Source organism: Granulicella tundricola MP5ACTX9, from assembly GCF_000178975.2.
Taxonomy (GTDB): Bacteria; Acidobacteriota; Terriglobia; order Terriglobales; family Acidobacteriaceae; genus Edaphobacter; species Edaphobacter tundricola.
This window is the reverse complement of record NC_015064.1, coordinates 3,885,829-3,904,789: the sequence shown is the minus strand read 5'-3', so window position 1 is coordinate 3,904,789 and position 18,961 is coordinate 3,885,829. Positions and strand designations below refer to the sequence as shown.

General features: G+C 60.6%; 21 protein-coding genes. 7 read left to right on the top strand and 14 right to left on the bottom strand.

Annotated features, from left to right (window positions below):
- The first annotated feature begins 13 nt into the window (after positions 1–13).
- A complete protein-coding gene (locus tag ACIX9_RS16990; RefSeq protein ID WP_041597183.1) occupies positions 14–835 on the top strand; it encodes a rhomboid family intramembrane serine protease in 822 nt (273 codons plus the stop codon).
- A gap of 124 nt (positions 836–959) precedes the next feature.
- Here the strand turns inward: ACIX9_RS16990 and ACIX9_RS25970 are convergent, their stop codons facing one another.
- The 8 genes from ACIX9_RS25970 to rocD all read right to left on the bottom strand — a co-directional run bounded on the left by ACIX9_RS25970 (position 960) and on the right by rocD (position 7,843).
- Complete coding sequence (locus ACIX9_RS25970) at positions 960–1,139, bottom strand: hypothetical protein (RefSeq protein WP_157477654.1); 180 nt, start codon at positions 1,137–1,139, stop codon at positions 960–962.
- 56 nt (positions 1,140–1,195) lie between these two features.
- Positions 1,196–1,621: a type II toxin-antitoxin system VapC family toxin gene (locus tag ACIX9_RS24935; RefSeq protein ID WP_083808476.1), complete on the bottom strand. Its 426-nt coding sequence runs from the start codon at positions 1,619–1,621 to the stop codon at positions 1,196–1,198.
- On the bottom strand, positions 1,618–1,920 hold the full coding sequence (locus ACIX9_RS25965) for an antitoxin (protein WP_013581723.1): 303 nt from the start codon (positions 1,918–1,920) through the stop codon (positions 1,618–1,620). Before ACIX9_RS25965 ends, ACIX9_RS24935 begins: the two co-directional genes overlap by 4 nt.
- Before the next feature lie 223 nt (positions 1,921–2,143).
- Positions 2,144–4,840 carry a DNA topoisomerase (ATP-hydrolyzing) subunit B gene (gyrB, locus tag ACIX9_RS16975; protein WP_013581722.1) on the bottom strand — a complete coding sequence of 899 codons (2,697 nt, stop codon included), beginning with the start codon at positions 4,838–4,840 and terminating at the stop codon, positions 2,144–2,146.
- 143 nt (positions 4,841–4,983) lie between these two features.
- A complete protein-coding gene (locus tag ACIX9_RS16970; RefSeq protein WP_013581721.1) occupies positions 4,984–5,352 on the bottom strand; it encodes an addiction module antidote protein in 369 nt (122 codons plus the stop codon).
- Positions 5,345–5,614, bottom strand: a complete 270-nt coding sequence (locus ACIX9_RS16965; protein WP_198152118.1) for a type II toxin-antitoxin system RelE/ParE family toxin — start codon at positions 5,612–5,614, stop codon at positions 5,345–5,347. The genes ACIX9_RS16970 and ACIX9_RS16965 overlap by 8 nt, the downstream gene beginning before the upstream one ends.
- Positions 5,615–5,737: 123 nt before the next feature.
- Positions 5,738–6,610: a DUF817 domain-containing protein gene (locus ACIX9_RS16960; protein WP_013581719.1), complete on the bottom strand. Its 873-nt coding sequence runs from the start codon at positions 6,608–6,610 to the stop codon at positions 5,738–5,740.
- The gene (gene rocD, locus ACIX9_RS16955; RefSeq protein WP_013581718.1) at positions 6,611–7,843 is read right to left on the bottom strand and encodes an ornithine--oxo-acid transaminase; all 1,233 of its coding nucleotides are present in this window, start codon (positions 7,841–7,843) and stop codon (positions 6,611–6,613) included.
- 145 nt (positions 7,844–7,988) lie between these two features.
- On the opposite strand from rocD, the gene ACIX9_RS16950 reads away from it, so the two are divergent.
- From ACIX9_RS16950 to ACIX9_RS16925, 6 genes are all read left to right on the top strand, one after another.
- A complete protein-coding gene (locus tag ACIX9_RS16950) occupies positions 7,989–8,219 on the top strand; it encodes a hypothetical protein (protein ID WP_157477652.1) in 231 nt (76 codons plus the stop codon).
- A gap of 97 nt (positions 8,220–8,316) precedes the next feature.
- Complete coding sequence (rpmI, locus tag ACIX9_RS16945; RefSeq protein WP_041597180.1) at positions 8,317–8,514, top strand: 50S ribosomal protein L35; 198 nt, start codon at positions 8,317–8,319, stop codon at positions 8,512–8,514.
- Positions 8,515–8,703: 189 nt separating this feature from the next.
- On the top strand, positions 8,704–9,111 hold the full coding sequence (rplT, locus tag ACIX9_RS16940; protein WP_013581715.1) for a 50S ribosomal protein L20: 408 nt from the start codon (positions 8,704–8,706) through the stop codon (positions 9,109–9,111).
- A 77-nt stretch (positions 9,112–9,188) separates the two neighbouring features.
- Entirely contained in the window at positions 9,189–10,586 is a 1,398-nt protein-coding gene (locus tag ACIX9_RS16935) for an FAD-binding oxidoreductase (protein ID WP_013581714.1), read from the top strand.
- Positions 10,583–11,410 carry an SDR family oxidoreductase gene (locus ACIX9_RS16930; protein WP_013581713.1) on the top strand — a complete coding sequence of 276 codons (828 nt, stop codon included), beginning with the start codon at positions 10,583–10,585 and terminating at the stop codon, positions 11,408–11,410. Before ACIX9_RS16935 ends, ACIX9_RS16930 begins: the two co-directional genes overlap by 4 nt.
- Positions 11,411–11,518: 108 nt before the next feature.
- On the top strand, positions 11,519–12,346 hold the full coding sequence (locus ACIX9_RS16925; protein ID WP_013581712.1) for an NYN domain-containing protein: 828 nt from the start codon (positions 11,519–11,521) through the stop codon (positions 12,344–12,346).
- Between the two features lie 53 nt (positions 12,347–12,399).
- Here the strand turns inward: ACIX9_RS16925 and ACIX9_RS16920 are convergent, their stop codons facing one another.
- From ACIX9_RS16920 to ACIX9_RS16895, 6 genes are all read right to left on the bottom strand, one after another.
- A complete protein-coding gene (locus ACIX9_RS16920) occupies positions 12,400–14,376 on the bottom strand; it encodes a CocE/NonD family hydrolase (protein WP_013581711.1) in 1,977 nt (658 codons plus the stop codon).
- Positions 14,377–14,635: 259 nt separating this feature from the next.
- Positions 14,636–15,649: a transglutaminase family protein gene (locus ACIX9_RS16915; RefSeq protein ID WP_013581710.1), complete on the bottom strand. Its 1,014-nt coding sequence runs from the start codon at positions 15,647–15,649 to the stop codon at positions 14,636–14,638.
- Between the two features lie 42 nt (positions 15,650–15,691).
- Complete coding sequence (locus tag ACIX9_RS16910; protein ID WP_013581709.1) at positions 15,692–16,690, bottom strand: alpha-E domain-containing protein; 999 nt, start codon at positions 16,688–16,690, stop codon at positions 15,692–15,694.
- A 38-nt stretch (positions 16,691–16,728) separates the two neighbouring features.
- Complete coding sequence (locus ACIX9_RS26515; protein ID WP_049789365.1) at positions 16,729–16,926, bottom strand: BrnA antitoxin family protein; 198 nt, start codon at positions 16,924–16,926, stop codon at positions 16,729–16,731.
- Between the two features lie 85 nt (positions 16,927–17,011).
- Complete coding sequence (locus ACIX9_RS24030) at positions 17,012–17,371, bottom strand: BrnT family toxin (protein WP_049789363.1); 360 nt, start codon at positions 17,369–17,371, stop codon at positions 17,012–17,014.
- 37 nt (positions 17,372–17,408) lie between these two features.
- Positions 17,409–18,875 (bottom strand): circularly permuted type 2 ATP-grasp protein, encoded by a 1,467-nt coding sequence (locus ACIX9_RS16895; RefSeq protein ID WP_013581707.1) that lies wholly within the window; start codon positions 18,873–18,875, stop codon positions 17,409–17,411.
- Positions 18,876–18,961 lie beyond the last annotated feature (86 nt).

Genomic DNA, 18,961 nt, shown 5'->3' with positions numbered 1-18,961 from the left:
TGATGGAGAGATCATGGCTCGGTCCGGCCCCATCTCGATGACTCTGCCCCCGTTCGCGGGGGCTACGCGGCGACTCATTCTGTGGAACGTCGCGGTGTTCTTTGCGCTGGCGATCCTGGCGTTCGGCTCCAGGGGGCTGGTGAGCCTGCTGGAGATTCACCTGCAACTGACGCCGGAGCTGGCTCTGCTGCACGGCGAGGTCTGGCAGTTCGTCACGTACGCGTTCATCAACGGGAGCATCATCAACACGGCGTTTGCGATGCTGACGCTGTGGTTTGTGGGCTCGCTGCTGGAGGGCTCGTTTGGGAGCCGGTGGCTGTATGAGATCTACCTGATCTCGGCGATTGGCGGGGCGGTGGTGGCGTCGGCGGTGTCGATGTCGCATATTGAGCGGCTGCAGCCGATCTACGCTGCGTCCGGACCGTATGCGGGGATTTTTGGGCTGATGATCGCGATCGGCGCTTTCTTCGGCGATCAGGAGTTTCTGCTGTTCTTCGTACTGCGGATGAAGGCCAAGTACCTGGTGGCGATCTACATCCTGGTGGACGTGGCGATGTTGCTGAAGAGCTCGGATGCGTTCAGCGCGCTGCTGCAACTGAGCGGCGGGCTGTGTGGGTATATTTTCCTGCGGCTGGCACCGCGGCGTGGTCTCGCGATGGGGATCTCCGAGCGTTACTTTGCGCTGCGGAACGAGTTCTACCGGGCGAAGCGGCGGCGCGCGGCGAAGAAGTTCGAGGTGTATATGCGGAAGCAGAACCGGGAGGTTCACTTCGACAAGGATGGCCGGTATGTGGACCCGGATAAGGACCCTACGGATAAGCGTTGGATGAACTAGGGGTACCCCCCCGTCTTTTAGCGCAAAGTATTCAAAGTAAACGAGTTAGGTCTGGACCTCCTGCGGGTGGATTTTGTAAAGTATTCATAATGCTGGGTTTAGCGGGCATCAGATCGTAAAGTATTCAAAAGAAATAGCTTACGGCGATTACCCCTTGGAGGGCTTCGCCGTAAGCTATTTTCTTTTCTTGCTCTCCATCTATTTTATCAAGTTGAGCTGGGTAAATACCCCAACTATTTTTGACTATTTTGTCTTTTGTTTTGTTGGGTTTAGGGAGAATTCCAGGGTTGTGGGGGCTTGACACGCTTGTTTGCTGGTGTTTTCCGCGATTTTGACTGTAAGTTGCTGAGGGTCAGTGGTTTATGGGTTAGGCTGCGAGGGGATCGTCCAATCCTGCCACTTGAGGTTGGGGACTCGGGCGAATTCACGAACGTTGGCGGTGATGAGGGTGAGGTTCCGGGCTATCGCGTGACCGGCTATGAGAGTGTCGTAGGGGCCGATGGGCTGCTTTGTTCGTTCGAGCTCGGCGCGGATTCGGGCGGCTTCAAGAGCATCTTGATCTTCGAAGGGCAGAACTTCAAGGGTGAGGAGAAGACGAGTCAACTGCACTTGGCGAGAGTACTGGTGAAGGCTCTTTTCAAGGCCGACGAACAGTTCAAAATGGGAGATACATGAGATGTAAAGTGGCTCACCTGCGAGAAGATGTTCGCTATACGAATCGAAAAGAAGCTGGCTTGTGCGAGACATGATGCCAATACAGGCGTTTGTGTCCAGTAGAACGCTCACTCAGGCCAGTCCCGTTCCTGCATAGGAGGCTGGTTGCGACCTTCAGCCATAAAGGGACCAAACTCCCTATTGTGTGCGTCGAATTGATCAGCCAAGGCTTGAACTTCTTCATGAGTCCATTTACGGCGTTTCTCGCTCAGCGGTTCGACGAGGATGCGGCGGTTGGTTGCCCGATGCAGGAGTACCTTCGTCGCATCCAGCCGGAAGGCCTCCGGGAGACGCAGAAACTGGCCGGACTCGTCTTCGAGGATTTCGACTTCGACGAACTCGGACTGGTGCGGGATGGGGTTCGCGGCCATGGGGGGAGTATAGGCTTGGGCGGGGTGGTGGACAAGGCTGAAGGGGCGGCTTTACTTAGGCCCCCGAAACTTTCGGTTAGTTGTTAGGGCAAAACAAGCAACGGCAAAATGCAAATACCGAGGTTCTGGCTTCGCCAGAATGACGATTTATTTTTGTCGCTGTCGTCATCTCTGTAGTTTTGGAAGCGATCTCCGGAGAGATCGCTTCCCGTGATGCGTTGAGTTAGATGTCGAGGTTCTTGACGTCCAAGGCGTTTTCTTCGATGAAGCGGCGGCGGCTTTCGACGTCCTCGCCCATGAGGGTGGTGAAGATCTCCTCGGTGGCGGCGATGTCTTCCAGCTTGACCTGCATGAGGGTGCGACGTTCGGGGTCCATGGTGGTCTCCCAGAGCTGGGGGGCGGTCATCTCGCCTAGTCCCTTATAGCGCTGGACCTGGTACTCCTTGCGGCCCTGCTCGATGACGTACTCGAAGACCTCACGCGGGGTTTTCTTCTCGACAGGGTCCTGGCTGGCGCGATTGCTGCGCTTGCCGGGCTTGGTTTCGGCGGCGGTGCCGGGAGCGGCGGCGATGGTCTCGTTGATGCCCTCTTCCTGGGCGACCTCGTCGGCTTCATCCATCTCAGCCTGGGAGGTGGCTTCTGCTTCTTCTGCGCTGCCTGCGGCGGGTGTGGGGACTGCTGCTTTGGCGGCGTAGGAGATGTGGAAGGGGCCCTTGAGCTGGGATTCGATCTGGGCGTACTTGCCGAGGAGCTGACGGCTTTCTGCGGCGTTGGCGAGGGCCCAATCGATCTTGCGTTCTGCGCCCTGGGCATCGGTGAAGCTGACGGACCAGGTCTGGTGCTCTTCGTCGAGGACGGGCTCGCCAACGGCGCGGAACTGGGCCTCATGCGCCAGGGCCTGGAGCTTGGTCTTCATCTCCTCGAGCTTGGCGGGGGACTGGAAGTCTTCCTTCTTGGCGGGGGTTGCTCCGCCGTGGGCGAAGAGCTCCGTGAAGGCGCGGGTGACGTCCTCGTTGCGGAGACGCTTGTTGACCTTGTCGAGGAAGCCGAGATACTCGTTGAGGCGGCCGATGAACTCGGTGAGGTCGGCGCCTTCGATGCGGGCTCCGCCTTCACCATGCGTGATGACCATGCCGTCCGAGGCGCGCTTGACCATGACGTTGACGTACTCGCGCTCATCCTTGATGTACTGCTCGAACTTGCCCTTCTTGATGCGGAAGAGCGGGGGCTGGGCGATGTAGACATGGCCGCGCTTGATGAGCTCCGTCATGTGGCGGAAGAAGAAGGTGAGGAGCAGGGTGCGGATGTGAGAGCCGTCGACGTCGGCATCCGTCATGAGGATGAGCTTGCCGTAACGAAGCTTGGAGACGTCGAAGTCGTCCTTGCCGATGCCGCAGCCGAGGGCCGTGATCATGGCGCGGATTTCTTCGTGGCCGAGCATCTTGTCGTAACGGGCTTTCTCTACGTTGAGGATCTTTCCCTTGAGCGGGAGGATGGCCTGGAACTTGCGGTCGCGGCCCTGCTTGGCGGTTCCTCCGGCCGATTCACCCTCGACGAGGTAGAGCTCGCAGCGGTCGGGCTGGCGTTCGGAGCAGTCGGCGAGTTTGCCGGGGAGGCCGCCTCCATCGAGTGCGCCTTTGCGGCGGGTGAGGTCGCGGGCTTTGCGTGCGGCTTCACGGGCGCGGGCTGCGTCAATGGCCTTGTTGATGATCTTCTTGGCGACCTGGGGGTTTTGTTCGAGGAAGGCTCCGAGGCGCTCGTTGACGAAGGCCTGGACGGTGCCGGCGATGTCCGAGTTGAGCTTGCCCTTGGTCTGGCCTTCAAACTGGGGCTGCGAGAGCTTAACCGAGATGACGACGACAAGGCCTTCGCGGACGTCGTCTCCGGAGAGGTTCTCCTTCACGTCCTTGAAGAGTCCGAGGGACTGGCCGGCGGCATTAATGGTGCGGGTCAGGGCGGTTTTGAAGCCGGAGAGGTGGGTGCCGCCGTCTACCGTGTTGATGTTGTTGGCGAAGGTGAAGACGGTCTCGGAGTAGGCGTCGTTGTACTGCATGGCGATTTCCATGGCGACGTTGTCGCGCTCGGCTTCCATGTAGATGGGCTTCTCATGCAGGACGGCCTTGCCCTTGTTGATGAGCTTGATGAACTCGGCGATGCCGCCGAGGTACTTGAAGGACTGGGTCTTGGCTTCGCCGGTTTTCGTCTCGGTCTGGCGCTCGTCGGTGAGGGTGATCTCGATGCCCTTGTTGAGGAAGGCGAGCTGACGGAGGCGGTTGGCGAGGGTGTCGTAGTTGTACTCGGTGACGGAGAAGATGGTCTTGTCAGGGAGGAAGTGGACCTTGGTGCCCTTGCGGGTGCTGGGGCCCATCTTGCGGAGCTCGGAGATGGGGTCGCCGGCGGCGTAGTCCATCTCCCAGGCGAAGCCGTCGCGCCAGATCTCGACGTCGAAGGCTTCGGACAGGGCGTTGACGCAGCTTACGCCCACGCCGTGGAGGCCGCCCGAGACCTTGTAGTTGGAGGCGTCAAACTTTCCGCCGGCATGGAGGATGGTAAGGACGACCTGGACGGCGGGCATGGTGACGCCGTTAATGACCTTGTTGTCGACGGGGATGCCGCGGCCGTCGTCGACGACGGTGATGGAGTTGTCGACGTGGATGGTGACGTCGATGCGGGAGGCGTAGCCGGCGAGGGCTTCGTCGACGGAGTTGTCGACGACCTCGTAGACGAGGTGGTGGAGGCCCTGCTCGCCGGTGGAGCCGATGTACATGGCGGGGCGCTTGCGGACGGCTGCGAGGCCTTCGAGGACGGTGATGTTTTCGGCGGAGTAACCGGCGGCTTTGGCTGCGTCGGTGTTGGCCTGTGCATTTGGATCGAGGGGGGTGAGGTCTGGATTTGCGGGCGTGTTGGGGGTGGATGCCATGTAGGTTTTTCGCGTCTCCGTCGTGCTTCTGGGCGGGGCTGTGCGGAGTGTGTGGGAGCGCGGAAGATCGCGTCAAATCAGCACTTTCGACAGATTTCCCTGTATCTAAAGTTTACCATGCGGGTGCGGGTGGTCGAAGCGGGTTACTTGGGGGCGTGCGCTGTCGCAAGAACGGTTGAAGCCTTTGCGGGCGAGGTGCCGACAGCGCGGCGGGAGAGGGATTTTGCGCGGACGCCGATCGTGATCTTCAGGCCTAGAACGTCGAGAACGGAGTTCAGGGTCTCAAAGGTCGGATTTCCTTCTTCGGAGAGGGTCCGGTAGAGACTTTCGCGGGTGAGTCCCGCGTCTTGTGCGACCTGCGCCATGCGGCGAGCCTGGGCGACGTTGCGGAGGGCCTTGAGAAAGCCCTCTGGGTTGTCCTCGAGGGTTGCGTTGAGATAGTGCTTGGCTTCGATTGGATCGGCGAGGCTTGCGAGGAGCGCCTCGCGGTAGGGTGTCGTCTTGTTAGCCATGTTTCCTCCAGAAGTCTTTGGCTGCGGCTATATCGGCTGTCTGCGTGCCCTTTGAGCCGCCGCGAATCAGATGGACCTCATTCCCTTTCTGGCCGAAGTAGACGCGGTAGCCAGGGCCGAAGTCGACGCGAAGTTCGGAGACGCCCTCGCCTACTGGTTTGACATCGCCAAAGTTGCCGTCTTCAATCCGGTCGATCCTTACCGTGATTCTGGCTCGTGTCCGCACGTCGAGGCTGTCGAAGAGCCATTCCTGAAAGGGCACACTGCCGTCCTCCGCGTGGCACATCAGGATGGTTCGAGGTGAAGTCAATCGGCTCAGGCCTCATTAGTTGTAATTTATAGATTACATTTGGCGAAGTAAAGGGGCTTCTCCTTCAGCGCAGCGTCAGGCTGCGCCTGTGCTGACGCCTCCCTCCGCTTGCGGAATGTGGGCGAGCGAGACGAGGATGAAGCTGATGATCATGAGTAGGAACCATGCGCCGAATTTGGTGAAATGCACGATATGCCATGCGGAATGCTGATCCGGGTAGACCCAGATGTTGCCAAACGTGCCGGCGTTTTCCGCGATCCAGATGAAGAGCGCCACCAGCGCAAAGCCCAGCAGTAAGGGCATCCGCCGGTAGGCCCGGTAAGGCTTGTAGTACACCCACGTGCGGCCGTAGAGGCAGGCGACCGCGGCAAAGAGCAACCAGCGGAGATCCGGCAGATAGTGGTGCGTGAAGAAATTGGCGTAGATCAGCAAGGCCAGCCCATAGGTGAGGCGGCGGTCCGGATAGTGGCTGAAGCGGAAGTCCAGCGCGCGCCAGACGCGGGCGAGATAGCTGCCGACCGACGCATACATAAAGCCGGAGAAGAGAGGGACGTGGCCCAGGCGGAAGAGATTTGCCTCTGGATAGGTCCACGAGCCTACATGCGTCTTGAACAGCTCCATCAGCGTTCCGATGACGTGGAACATGAGGATCACTTTGGCTTCGCGGAGGGTCTCCATGCGAAAGGCCAGCAGCAGGACCTGAATCAGCAGAGCTGCCAGAAAGAGGAAATCGTAACGTGCCAGCCATGCATGGTGTGGCCAGAAAAGGCGCGTGCCAAGCACCAGAGCCAGCAGGAGTCCGCCAAAAAGGCACGACCAGGCCTGCTTGAAGACGAAGAGGCCAAACTCCCAGAGGAAGGCTGTAAACCGGCTGGAGGGCTTGTGGCGCTCCAGCCGGAGACGGAAGGCATGGAAACGGGTGAGTTGGGAGTTTGAAGGACCGGGCACTTAGTTCGCTTTAAGCACAGCCTCAATCTGGTCCAGGCCCCAGGCCAGGTCTTCCTTGCTGATCATGAGCGGGGGGGCCAGGCGGATGACGGTGTCGTGGGTTTCTTTGCAGAGGAGGCCGCGGTCTTTGAGGGCTTCGCAGATGGGGCGGGCTTTGATGTTGAGCTCGAGGCCGATCCATAGGCCTTTGCCGCGGACTGCGACGATCTGGGGGAGGTTGAGGCTTTGCAGGCGGGCGAGGGCGTAGGCGCCTAGGTCGGCGGAGCGGGCGGGGAGATCTTCGTCGACTAGAACCTTCAAGGCGGCGCGGGCTACGGCGCAGGCCAGGGGATTGCCGCCGAAGGTGCTGCCGTGGTCGCCGGGGGTGAAGACGCCGAGGATCTCTCGGCTGGCGAGGACGGCGGAGACGGGGTAGAAGCCGCCGGAGAGGGCTTTGCCGATGATGCAGACGTCGGGGCGGATGTTGTCGTGCTCGAAGGCGAAGAGCTTGCCGGTGCGGCCGAGGCCGGACTGGATCTCGTCGCACATGAGGAGGAGGTCGTGCTCGTCGCAGAGTTCGCGGAGCTCGCGGAGGTAGCCGGCGGGGGGGACGATGATGCCGGCTTCGCCCTGGACGGGTTCTACGAGGATGGCGACGGTGTTGGGCTTGATGGAGGCGCGAATTGCTTCGACGTCGCCGAAGGGGACCTGCTTGAAGCCGGTGGGGAAGGGGCCGAAGCCGCACTTGTACTGGGATTCGGACGAGAAGCCTACGACGGCGATGGTGCGGCCGTGGAAGTTGTTGCCGCAGACGAGGATCTCGGCGGTGCCGGCGGGGACACCTTTGACGGTGAGGCCCCACTTGCGGGCGGCTTTGATGGCGGTCTCGACGGCTTCTACGCCGGAGTTCATGGGGAGGGCCATCTCAAAGCCGGTGAGGGCGTGGAGGTCACGGTAGAGGAGGGGGAGCTGGTCGTTGCGGAAGGCGCGGGAGGTGAGGGTGACCTTCCGGGCTTGCTCGATCATGGCCGCGAGGATGGCGGGGTGGCAGTGGCCCTGGTTGACGGCGGAGTAGGCGGCGAGGAAGTCGAGGTAGCGCTTGCCGTCGATGTCCGTGACCCAGGCTCCGGAGGCGTGGGTGATGACGACGTCGAGGGGATGGTAGTTGTGGGCGCCGTACTGGTCTTCAAGGGCGATGAGCTCTGAAGCCGTCAGGGCGGCGGTGGTTTCTGATGCAAGATCGGCCGTGGGCATGGGAACCTCGTGCTGGAAGATTTGCTGTTTTTCTAGGATACCTGTCTGCGCGGGCGAATGGGGCTTGCGGAGGTTGCGTCAATGTACGGTGAATCCTTCGCGACGGCGATTGACGGGCCTCGCGGTGGGCCGTAGCTTCGCGCTTATGACTAAGACGGATGACTTCGATCAGCTTTTGAGCAACTACCGGCAGGCCGTGGATGCGTGGGTGGAGGCGATCCATGCGGAAGAGGAACTGGCTACGGACGATCACTCGATGGTGCAGATGGAGGCCTGGGATACGGCCGGGCTAGCGCTGCATGATGTTGAGTTGACGGCCAAGAAGGCTCGCGACGAGTACAAGAATGCGCTGCGGCGGAAGAACTACGGGTTTTGAGCCCTGGATCGTGTACACTTGGAGAGTTGTGCAGAAGTGTGTCCGGGAGTTCTCCGGGCTCAGAACCGACAGGTTCAGAACTACTAAGGGAATCATCATGCCAAAGTTGAAAACACACTCGGGAGCTGCAAAGCGCTTCACGAAGACCGGCACGGGCAAGTTCAAGCGCGGTCATTCGAAGATGCGGCACATCCTGACGTCCAAGAACAACAAGACCAAGAGCCGTCTGGGCAAGTCTGGTCTGGTCTCGGATGCGGATCACTACAACGTGTCCCGTATGCTTCCTTACGCCTGAGCTTCTGCTCTGGTGTGGGTAAGTTGAATTGTTTTGATCGAGCTGCTGCAAAGCAAAGGGTCAGCAAAGCGTAAAGGCCCCTGGAGCGAGCGTAAGCGACCTCCATTGAGATCAGAATGTGCTACAGGCGAGTGAAGTGGAAGCCTTTCCACCAGCCGCTTAAACGAAGTACGCAAACAGGAGATTACGATGCCCCGTGTAAAACGGAGTACTAAACGCGCAGATCGCCGCCGCAAGATTCTCAAGCGCGCGAGCGGTTACTTCCTCACGAAATCCAAGCTGTACCAGGCTGCCCAAGAGGCCGTTGAGCGTGGACTCAAGTTCGCCTATACGGGCCGCAAGCAGAAGAAGCGTCAGTATCGCTCGCTGTGGATTGTCCGTATCGGAGCTGGTGCCCTGAAGAACGGCATGAGCTACTCGACGTTCATCAACGGCCTGAAGCTGGCCGGCAACACGCTGGATCGCAAGATCCTGGCTGACATTGCAGCCAACGACGCCGCCGGTTTTACCGCGCTGGTTGAGGTGGCGAAGTCTGCCCGTGCGAACGCTGCGCAGGGTCATGCGGATCGTCAGAAGGCAGAAGCCGCCGCCGTCTAGCTTGTTCGTCGCATCCAACGAGGCACGGCCCATAAAGCCGTGCCTCTTCTATTTCCACCACAAGGTATTCTGAATTTATGCCGCAAAGCGCATCCTCCAGTACGTCCGACTCCACGGAAGCCGCGGGTGGCGCACGCTCCGCCGAGCAAAAGGGCGGAGCGGAGTTTGAATCCTGGGGCCGCTATCCGAAGTACCCCGGCAACATCGTTCCGCTGCAGTGGCAGCAGGACTTTCCGGCCAAGCTGGATGGGCTCCACAACGGCGCGTTGCCGGTGGGGATGGGCCGGAGCTATGGCGATTCCTGCCTGCTGAACGGCGGCAACCTGCTGCTGACGACGAGCATGAACCGCCTGCTCTCGTTCGATCCTGAGACCGGGCTGCTGACGGCCGAGGCGGGAATTACGCTGGCGCAGATCCTGGACTTTGCGGTGCCGCGGGGGTTCTTCCTGCCGGTGACGCCGGGGACCAAGTACGTGACGCTGGGCGGCGCGATCGCCAACGATATTCATGGCAAGAATCATCATGTGGCGGGGACTTTTGGCAGCCATGTGACGCAGTTTGAGCTGGTGCGGTCGGATGGTTCTCACCGGCGGTGCTCGCAGACGGAGAATCCGGACTGGTTTGCGGCGACGATCGGCGGGCTGGGGCTGACGGGGCTGATTCCGTGGGCGCAGGTGCGGCTGCGGCCGATTGTGAGCCGGATGATCGACTACGAGGGCATCCAGTTCCATGGGATCGACGAGTTCCTGGACCTCACCCAGCAATCCCAGTCCGTCGAGTACACGGTGAGCTGGATCGACTGCGCCTCTACCGGCAAAAACTTTGCGCGTGGCGTGTTCATGCAGGGGGACCACTCGCGGATCCCCGGTGAGTTGAAGCCGAGCCCGGAGCCGAAGCTGGTGTTTCCGTTCGATGCGCCGGGTTTTGCGCTGAACCACGCGACTGTCTCGCTGTTCAATACGGCGTTTTTTCATAAGCAGATGAAGCCCAGGGTGCAGGCGCTGCAGGACTATGAGCCGTTCTTCTATCCGCTGGATAAGGTGCTGCACTGGAACCGGTTGTACGGCAAGTCCGGCCTGCTGCAGTTCCAGTACGCGATTCCGTGGGAGTCGGCGCGCGAGGGGACGATTGCGATCCTGCGTGAGGTGGCGGAGTCCGGGCTGGCTAGTTTTCTGGCTGTGCTGAAGGCCTTTGGCGACGTTCCTTCGCCGGGGCTGATGAGCTTTCCGCAGCCGGGGATTACGCTGGCGCTCGATTTTCCGATCAAGGCGGATGTGACGTTTCCGTTGTTCGAACGGCTGGCAGACATGACACGCGACTTTGGCGGCAGGCTTTATCCTGCGAAGGATGCGGCGATGACGGCTTCGCAGTTCCAGACCTTTTACCCGCAGTGGGAGCAACTCGCCCGCTTCCGCGACCCGATGTTGACTTCCAGTTTCTGGGAGCGCGTTACCGGAGACCGTCCAGGCCAATGAGCACCTATCCCCCGAATCAAGATTCCTCCGCTTCTACGACTGAACGTTTGCAGACCCGCCGTTCCGAACCTGCAGTGAACCAGGTGCCGCGCAAGATCCTGGTGCTGGGCGCGACTTCAGGGATCGCTGAGGCGACGTGCCGGATCTGGGCGCAGCAGGGTGCGAGCCTGTTTCTGGTCGGGCGCAATCAGCAGAAGCTGGATGCTGTCGCGGCAGATCTGAAAACGCGCGGTGCGAGCTATGTGGACACGGCTGTCGCGGATCTGGATGACACGTCCAGCCATCCGGCACTGCTGGCGCATGCGATCAACTCGCTGACCGGCATGGATATTGCGTATCTGGCGCATGGCGTTCTGGGCGACCAGACCGAGGCTGAGCAGAACTTTGAGGTTGCGGCGCAGATTCTGCATACGAACCTGATGTCCGCGGTGTCGCTGCTGACGTGGCTGGCAAACTTCTGCGTGCAGCGTCATGCGGGCACGCTGGCGGTGCTGTCTTCGGTTGCGGGCGATCGTGGCCGCAAGTCGAACTACGTTTATGGCGCTTCGAAGGCTGGCTTGAGCGCATTCCTGGCGGGGCTGCGTAATCGGGTGGATCGCGAGGGTGTGCACGTCATCACGATTAAGCCGGGTCCGACCCGGACGGCGATGACCGCTTCCATGCCTGGGTCTGAAAAGTTTGCGGACGTTAACAAGGTGGCGGCTACGATTGTGAAGGCGATCGACAATGGGACGGACAATCTTTATGTGCCGTTCCAGTGGCAGCCGATCATGTTCATCATCCGGCATATCCCGGAGCGGGTGTTCAAGAAGTTGAACCTTTGATTCTGGGCTTCTGTTAGTATTTAGTCTCCGATGGTGGCGTCTATGGTTTCACCGCCGGACTATTTAGGGGCCCCTGCGGGGGCCCCGTACTATTTGGAGCTACAGCTTATGCAAAGAAATGCAGTGTTTGTCGACGCAGGATATTTGTATTCACAGTCTGCGGTGAGCTTGACGGGTGCCAACGCGGCTCGACCTTCCCTTCGGCTCGACGAAGCTGAGTTGATCAATCAGCTCAAGTCCTTGGCGTTGAACCTGAGTGCGGGAGCTCAACTTCTGCGGATTTACTGGTATGACGGGGCCAAGAATGGAATGACCGCGGAGCAGTTGGTTCTTGCGGATATGGCCGACGTCAAGGTGCGCCTTGGGTCTATCAATAGTGCCGGACAGCAGAAGGGTGTCGATTCGCTATTGGTTACCGATCTTATTGATCTGGCAAGAAACCAGGCGATCTCCGATGCTGTGATCGTTACGGGGGATGGCGATATGCGCGTGGCTGTGCAGATCGCACAGAGTTTTGGCGTGAGAGTTCACCTGGTTGGTCTCGAGCCCAGCAGTGCTTCTCAATCTCAGTTGCTTCGGCAGGAAGCCGACACAGTTCATGAAATACCAAAGATTGACGTGGCTAAGTTCATGAAGCATTACGGTGCGTTAGCAGCTATCCCAGCAGTTCCAGTTGCAGCGAAGCAACCTGTAGAAGTTTCGCTTACATTCGAAAACGCAGTGGCACGTTCAATCCACGACATCTTATCTCAAGTCTCGTTGGACGAGATGGAGCGGCTTCGTGGGTTGGTCGCTTCTAATCCATCTATTCCGGCGCAATATGATCGGCCAATCCTTGGGACCTGCCGTCACTTGATTAGCCGGGACTTAACGGACTCCGAAAGACGAACCATGCGTAAGGCAGCAGTGCAGTTTATCCAAGGAACTGCTGATTGAGATAAAGCGTGCACATCCAAAATCAGGCATCCTCTAACCATCATCCTTCCGGCTTAGTGCTTTGCGACGGTGACCGTGATGGTGCTGGGGTATTGGGTGCTGTGGTGGATTGCGGTGTGGGCGGTGACGGCGGTGGTTTCGTCGTAGTTGTTGCCGCCGGTGTTGAGGTTGCGGTCGAAGCGGGGGAAGTTGGAGCCCGCTACTTCGAGGCGGATGCGGTGGCCGGCGGGGAAGAGGTTGCTGGTATTCATGGGGGTGAGGGTGACCTTGTAGACCTTGTCCTTTTCCATCCAGACCATCTTGTCGTCGCCTTCACGGTACCGGAGGCGTTGGATGGTTTCGTCGAGGTTGTAGGCCTTGCCTTCGGCGTCTACGTCGATGAGCTTGACGGTGACGTCGGTGTCCTTGACGTCTGAGGAGACGTAGAGGGTGGCGGTGATGGGGCCGGAGAGTTCCATTGGCTCCGTCAACGGGTCTGAGGTGTAGACGAGGATGTCGTCACGCTCCTCCATCTTGCGCTGGTCGAGCGCGCCGCCCATGCCGGGGATGGTGTTGGCGGCGCAGCAGACGTTGCCGCCGTAGCTTGGGGTGGGGTGCATGGGGTCGTAGGTGAAGTGATCTGGGACGTCAGGGGTGGGGACGGAGCGGCGGACGGGGACGCTGATGGGGAAGATGAGCTTGCCATCGCCGTGGAGGGTGTTGGCGTGGCCTGCGCTGGCGAGCGTGAGGGTGACGGGCTTTGCGCCCTCAGGGGGCCAGGTTTCGGAGTGCTGCCACTTGTTGAGGCCCATGGTGTAGTACTGGACCTTGGGGGTCTTCTCAAGGAACTTGTTGTCTTCGCCCTTGAGGAAGTGATCGAACCAGGCGTAGGTCATGGCGCCCCAGTCGAGGCGTGCGTCGCCCATGTCGCGCTCGCCGACGACGGTGTGCTCGGTGGCGCGGGTGTAGCCGCAGTGCAGGGTGGGGGCGATGACGGCGTACTGCTGGTTGGCGGCTTCGCCCTTAGCGGTGCTGCGGACGAAGTTATAGGCGGCGAGGTTGGGGCCGATGGAGACGTCGTACCAGGTCATGAACCAGAAGCCGGGGACGTTGATGGGCATGGTGTCGGACTGCCAGAGACCGCCTTTGCGCCAGGCTGGGTCGTTTGGGGTGCGCTCGATCATGGCTCCGCCGGTGGTGTTGGGCATCTTGTCGGAGAAGATGCCTTTGGGGCCGCCGGCTGCGGAGATGATGTCCTTTTCAGGGAGATGCTCGAAGGCTTTGGCCCAGTCTACGGGTGGGGGGCTGATGGAGAGGTCGAAGAGTTTGGAGCCCTGGATGAGATCGGCCTGGGAGGTTCCGGGAGGGAAGTTGGGGCGGATCTGGTTTTGTTCGCCGGCGAGCCAGTCGATGAAGAGCATCTGGACCGCGCCGCCGCGATACCAGTTGCCCTGCTCGTTGTATGGGCCTACCTTGCCTACTCCCGCGCCGAAGGATTGCGGGATGATGGTGGTGAGGTGCTTGTTGCCGAGGGATGCGGCGGCCATCTGCCACTCTGCTGTTGAGGAGCAGCCGATGAGGCCGACCTTGCCGTTCGACCAGGGCTGGGTGCCCATCCAGTTGAACTGATCGTCGGCGTCCGTGAGGGGCGCGCCGAGGATGTCGTAGTTGCCTTCGGAGAAGAAGTGGCCGCGCTCGTTCATTTCAATGAGGACGTAGCCGCGCTTGACGGCGTCGAGCTCCTGGCTCATGTCGCGGTAGGTGCCGAGCCTTACGTCCCAGAAGTTGAAGTTGTAGGGGGTGCGGCTGAAGATGATGGGGTAGGTTTTGGTGGTGTCTTTGGGGCGGTAGATGTCGGTGGCTACGTGGATGCCGTCACGCATGGGGACCATGACTTTGCGGTCGATGACGGCTATGTCTTCGAGCTGTTTTTCTATGGATTGGCGCTTGGCGATGAGGGCCTGGGTTTCTTCGGGGGACATGGGGGCACGGCGGCCTTGAGCGAAGGCGATGGGGGTGAGGAGGAGGAGGGCGGTGAGGGGGAGGCGCATTGTTTGTGGCGTCCTTTGGCGAGTATGAACTGTGGGTACGAATGCAAGAGCAACTGCAACTGCCAATGCCAATACGGAGGTTCTGAGCTCCGCTCAGAATGACGACCAAGACAAACAAAGGCAACTGCAACTGCGAATACGGAGGTTCTGAGCTTCGCTCAGAATGACGACCAAAACAAACAAGAACAAAGCAGCGGCAACAGCAACTACGGAGGTTCTTCCCCTTACAGGGTCAGAATGACGGCAGGTTTCTTGTCGGTTACTGCTGTTGTTGCTGGGCCATTTGTTGTTGGCGGGTAAGGGGTGGGGGGATTTCCGGGAGGGCTTGGGCGCGCTCTACGAGGATGGACCAGTCTTCGGGGACGGGGAGGTCCTGGTCGAGGGGTGGGGTGCCCTCGCTGGGGGTGACGCGGACGGCTACGGTGAGTTCACTGTTGGCACGGCCGCGGAACATGCCGTGGGTGGGGGGGACGTCGGCGTAGTCGCGGCCGATGGCGGTGCGGATGTGGCGGTCGCCGGCGACGAGGCAGTTGGTGGGATCGAAGCCGACCCAGCCGAAGTGGGGCATGAGGACTTCAACCCAGGCGTGGGTGGCGGAGGCGGACTGTGCGGAGCGGTCTGAATCTAAAGAGTGGTTCGGGTCCGTGGCGCGGTGGGCGAGGTAGCCGCTGACGTAACGGCAGGGCATCTTGAGCTTGTCGCGGACGAGGGTGATCATGATGTGGGCGAAGTCCTGGCAGACGCCCTGGCGGGACTCGAGGGCGACGTCGATGGGGGAGTCGACCTTGGTGGACTTGGGCTTGTAGCCGAAGTACTCGTAGAGCTGGCGGTTGAGGTCATGCAGGAGCATGAGGGGGTCGTCGCGGCGGCGGACGTCGAGGGACTTGGCGAGGTCGTCGAGGAGCGGGGTGGCGATGGCGAACTCGCTGGGGTAGAGGAACTCCCAGTAGTCGCCCTCGTGAATCATGGTGTCGAGATCGCGCCAGGCGTCGGGTGCGAGGAAGGAGGGGATTTCGATGGAGGGCTGGACCTCGACGAGGGACTCGGCGACGATGACGAGTTGCGGATGGGCGCCGGGGATGTCGAAGTGGTGGACGTGGTTGGCGAGGTGATCGCGGTAAGAGAAGACGCGGCAGCGGGGGCTGACGGAGAGATGGAAGGTGAGGCAGCGCTGGTTCTGGTCGCTGCGCGGGTGCATGCGGGTTTCCATCATGCTCTCGCTGACCGGCTTGTCGTAGAGGAACTTGGTCAGGTGGCGGATTGAATAGAACATGCGGCCTCCGGTGCTTAGGGCCTAGGGACTAGGGCCTAGGGACTAGCTTGCTAATGCGGATTGGATGGAGTAGTCGACGTAGAGCTCGTAGATGACGAGGTGGATCTCACGGCACTGGGCCTGGATGGCCTGGAGGTAGGCTACGATGTCCTGCTCAAGGATCTCTTCTACGCCGGAGTAGTTGAGGGTGGCCTGGAGGCGGCCAGAGAGGCGGCGGAGTTTGTCGGCGCGGCTCTTGCCGCCTTCGTGCTGGATGGCTTCAAGCGCGCACTGGAGGCTGTCGATGGAGAAGCGGAGGGAGTGGGGGAACTCTTCGTCGAGGAGGAGGAACTCGAGGATGCGTTCGGGGGTGAGGTCTGCGGTGTAGACCTTGCAGTAGGCCTCAAAGGCGGTGGCGGAGCGGAGCAGACCCATCCATTCGAGGTACTCGTTTCCTTCGGTCTGGCGTTCGGCGTCGCTTTCAGGGTCACCCCAGAGCTCGGCATGGTAGGCCTGGAGGAGAGATGCGGTGGCTGAGGCGCGTTCGATGTAGCGGCCGACCTGGATGAACTGCCAGCCTTCGCCGTGACTCATGGTGGAGTCTGTGACGCCCTGGAACTGGTGGACGGCCTCCATGACGTGCTGGAGGAACTCGGTGGGCTGCTCGGGCTCGAGCGCCATGGTGCCGGGTTCGACTCTGCGCTGGGTCTGCGGGCGGGTGACTTCGAGGTAGAGGCGGTTGAGGCGGTCCCACTGCTCGGTGGAGATCTGCTCGCGGACGTGGCGGGAGTTTTCGCGGGCGGCGATGAGAAGGGAGCGGATGGAGGCGGGGTTGGTGCCGTCGAAGGTGAGGGTCTGGGTGAGGGCGTAGGGGTCGCCGGCCCAGACGACGTCCTTGGGGTTGCCGAGGGCGAGGAGGACGCGCTGCCAGCGGCGATCGGCCGAGGTGGCGCTTTCGTCGAGCATGAGGTTGAGGTTGACGTCGAGCAGACGGGTGGTATGCTCGGCGCGCTCGAGGTAGCGGGACATCCAGTAGAGACTATCGGCGACACGTGAGAGCAATGGGCGGTCTCCTAGAGGAATGGGTTAGAGAACAGGCGTTACGCTTTCTTCCTCGTCAGTCTTACATCTTCGAGCATTGCTTTGCGGAGCGCTGCATTGATGCGGCTCTGATAGCCGGCGCCGTCGCGCTTTGCCCAGGCAAGGACATCTCCGTCGATACGAAGGGTGATCTGCTGCTTATAGGGCTTGAACAGACCAAGGATACCGCTTCTGTTAGCGAAGGTGTTCGTGGTCACCTCTGGGCTGTCGGTGAAGTTGATGACTCTTTCCTTGTCTTGCAGGAGCTTTTCAAGGAGTTCAAGATCGTGCTGAGTCAGGGGTTCACCGCCCGAACGCTGGACGAGATTCGAAGTAGAGGGCTTGTTCAGCCGCCGAGGCTTCGCGGACGGAGATGATCCGGATGACGGCCGCTTCGTCTTGCCAATCGATGGGTTCCTGCTCGTATTCGCCGGTTTCGATAAGGTCTTCATCTTGTTCTCCGTAGTTCAGCGTGACGACGATGGTGATAAGCAGGATGCCATGCACCGGCGCGACGACCAGGGTTCTCCACTCGCCTTCCCGGAACTGCTCTTCAACCGGGATGCCGAGTCCAGATTCAATCGCTGCCTGGCCGAGCGGAAAAGAGAGGCCATGCTCCCGTACATTGCGCCTCGCTTTTCGTTCGTCCCAGGTGAATCTCATCGTACACCTTTGTAACTACATTTTTGTAGTTATGCTCCTACTGGCTCAGAACCCAGGTGTCTTTGCTGCCTCCGCCCTGGCTGGAGTTGACGACTAACGAGCCTTTCTTGAGGGCTACGCGGGTTAGGCCGCCGGGGACGATGGTGACCTTGTCGCCGTAGAGGACGTAGGGGCGGAGGTCTACGTGGCGGGGTTCGAGGGCGTCGCCGATGAGGCAGGGGGCGCGGGAGAAGGAGATGGTGGGCTGGGCGATGTAGTTGCGTGGGTCGGCCTTGATCTTCTCGGCGAAGATGGCTTGCTCGGCCTTGGTGGATTGGGGGCCGATGAGCATGCCGTAGCCGCCGGATTCGCCTACGGCCTTGACAACTAACTTGTCGAGGTTCTGGAGGACGTGCTGGCGGCTGGCGGGATCGGTGAGGAGGTAGGTCTTGACGTTCTGGAGGACGGGGTCCTCGTTGAGGTAGTACTTGATGATGTCCGGGACGTAGGCGTAGAGGGCCTTATCGTCCGCGACACCGGTGCCGAAGGCGTTGGCGAGGGTGACGTTGCCGGCGCGGTAGGCGTTGAAGAGGCCGGCGACGCCGAGGATGGAGTCAGGACGGAAGGCGAGGGGATCGATGAAGTCGTCGTCTACGCGGCGATAGATGACGTCCACGCGGCGGAGGCCGGAGGTGGTGCGCATGTAGACGACGTTGTCATGGGTGACGAGGTCACGGCCTTCGACGAGCTCGATGCCCATCTGGCGGGCGAGGTAGGCGTGCTCGAAATAAGCCGAATTGAAGACGCCGGGGGAGAGCAAAACGATGTTGGGCTCTGGGCGGCCTTCCGGAGCGAGTGAACGCAGGGTGCCTAAGAGGGCCTGAGTGTACTGCTCGATGGGGCGGACGTTATAGCTGCGGAACATCTGCGGGAAGATCCGCTTCATGACGCGGCGGTTGGTGAGCATGTAGCTCACGCCGGACGGGACGCGGAGGTTGTCTTCGAGGACGACGAACTCACCGTCTTCCATGCGGATGAGGTCCGTGCCGCAGACGGCGACGTAGACGTTGCGCGGAACCTGGAGGCCGACCATCTGGCGGCGGAAGTGCTTGCAGGAGTAAACGACCTCGCGGGGGACGACGCCGTCGGCGAGGATGCGGCCTTCGTTATAGATATCGCGCAGGAAGAGGTTGAGGGCGATGATGCGTTGGGTGAGGCCGCGCTCGACCGTCTCCCACTCCTTGCTGGTGATGATGCGGGGCAGGAGGTCGTAAGGGAATATCTGCTCGACGCCCTCTTCCCGACCGTAGACGGTGAAGGTGATGCCCTGGTTGAGGAAGCTGAGGTCGGCGGCCTGTTTGCGGCGTTCGAGCTCGCCCTCTGGCAGTGAGGAGAAATGGTTCAACAGGGGCCGGTATTGCTCGTGCAGGTTAGCCGGGCTCTCGAACATCTCGTCATACGCGTTGTCCAGCAGGTAGTTCTTCAGCGCGTCTTCGTCGAACTGCTTCGAGTGATTTTGGGTCATCGGAGTTTTGAGTATAGCGGCAATCCGGGTTGAGTTTGTGGCGAAACTCTTGGTGTGAGGGACGACGGATGACTTGGGATGGGCAC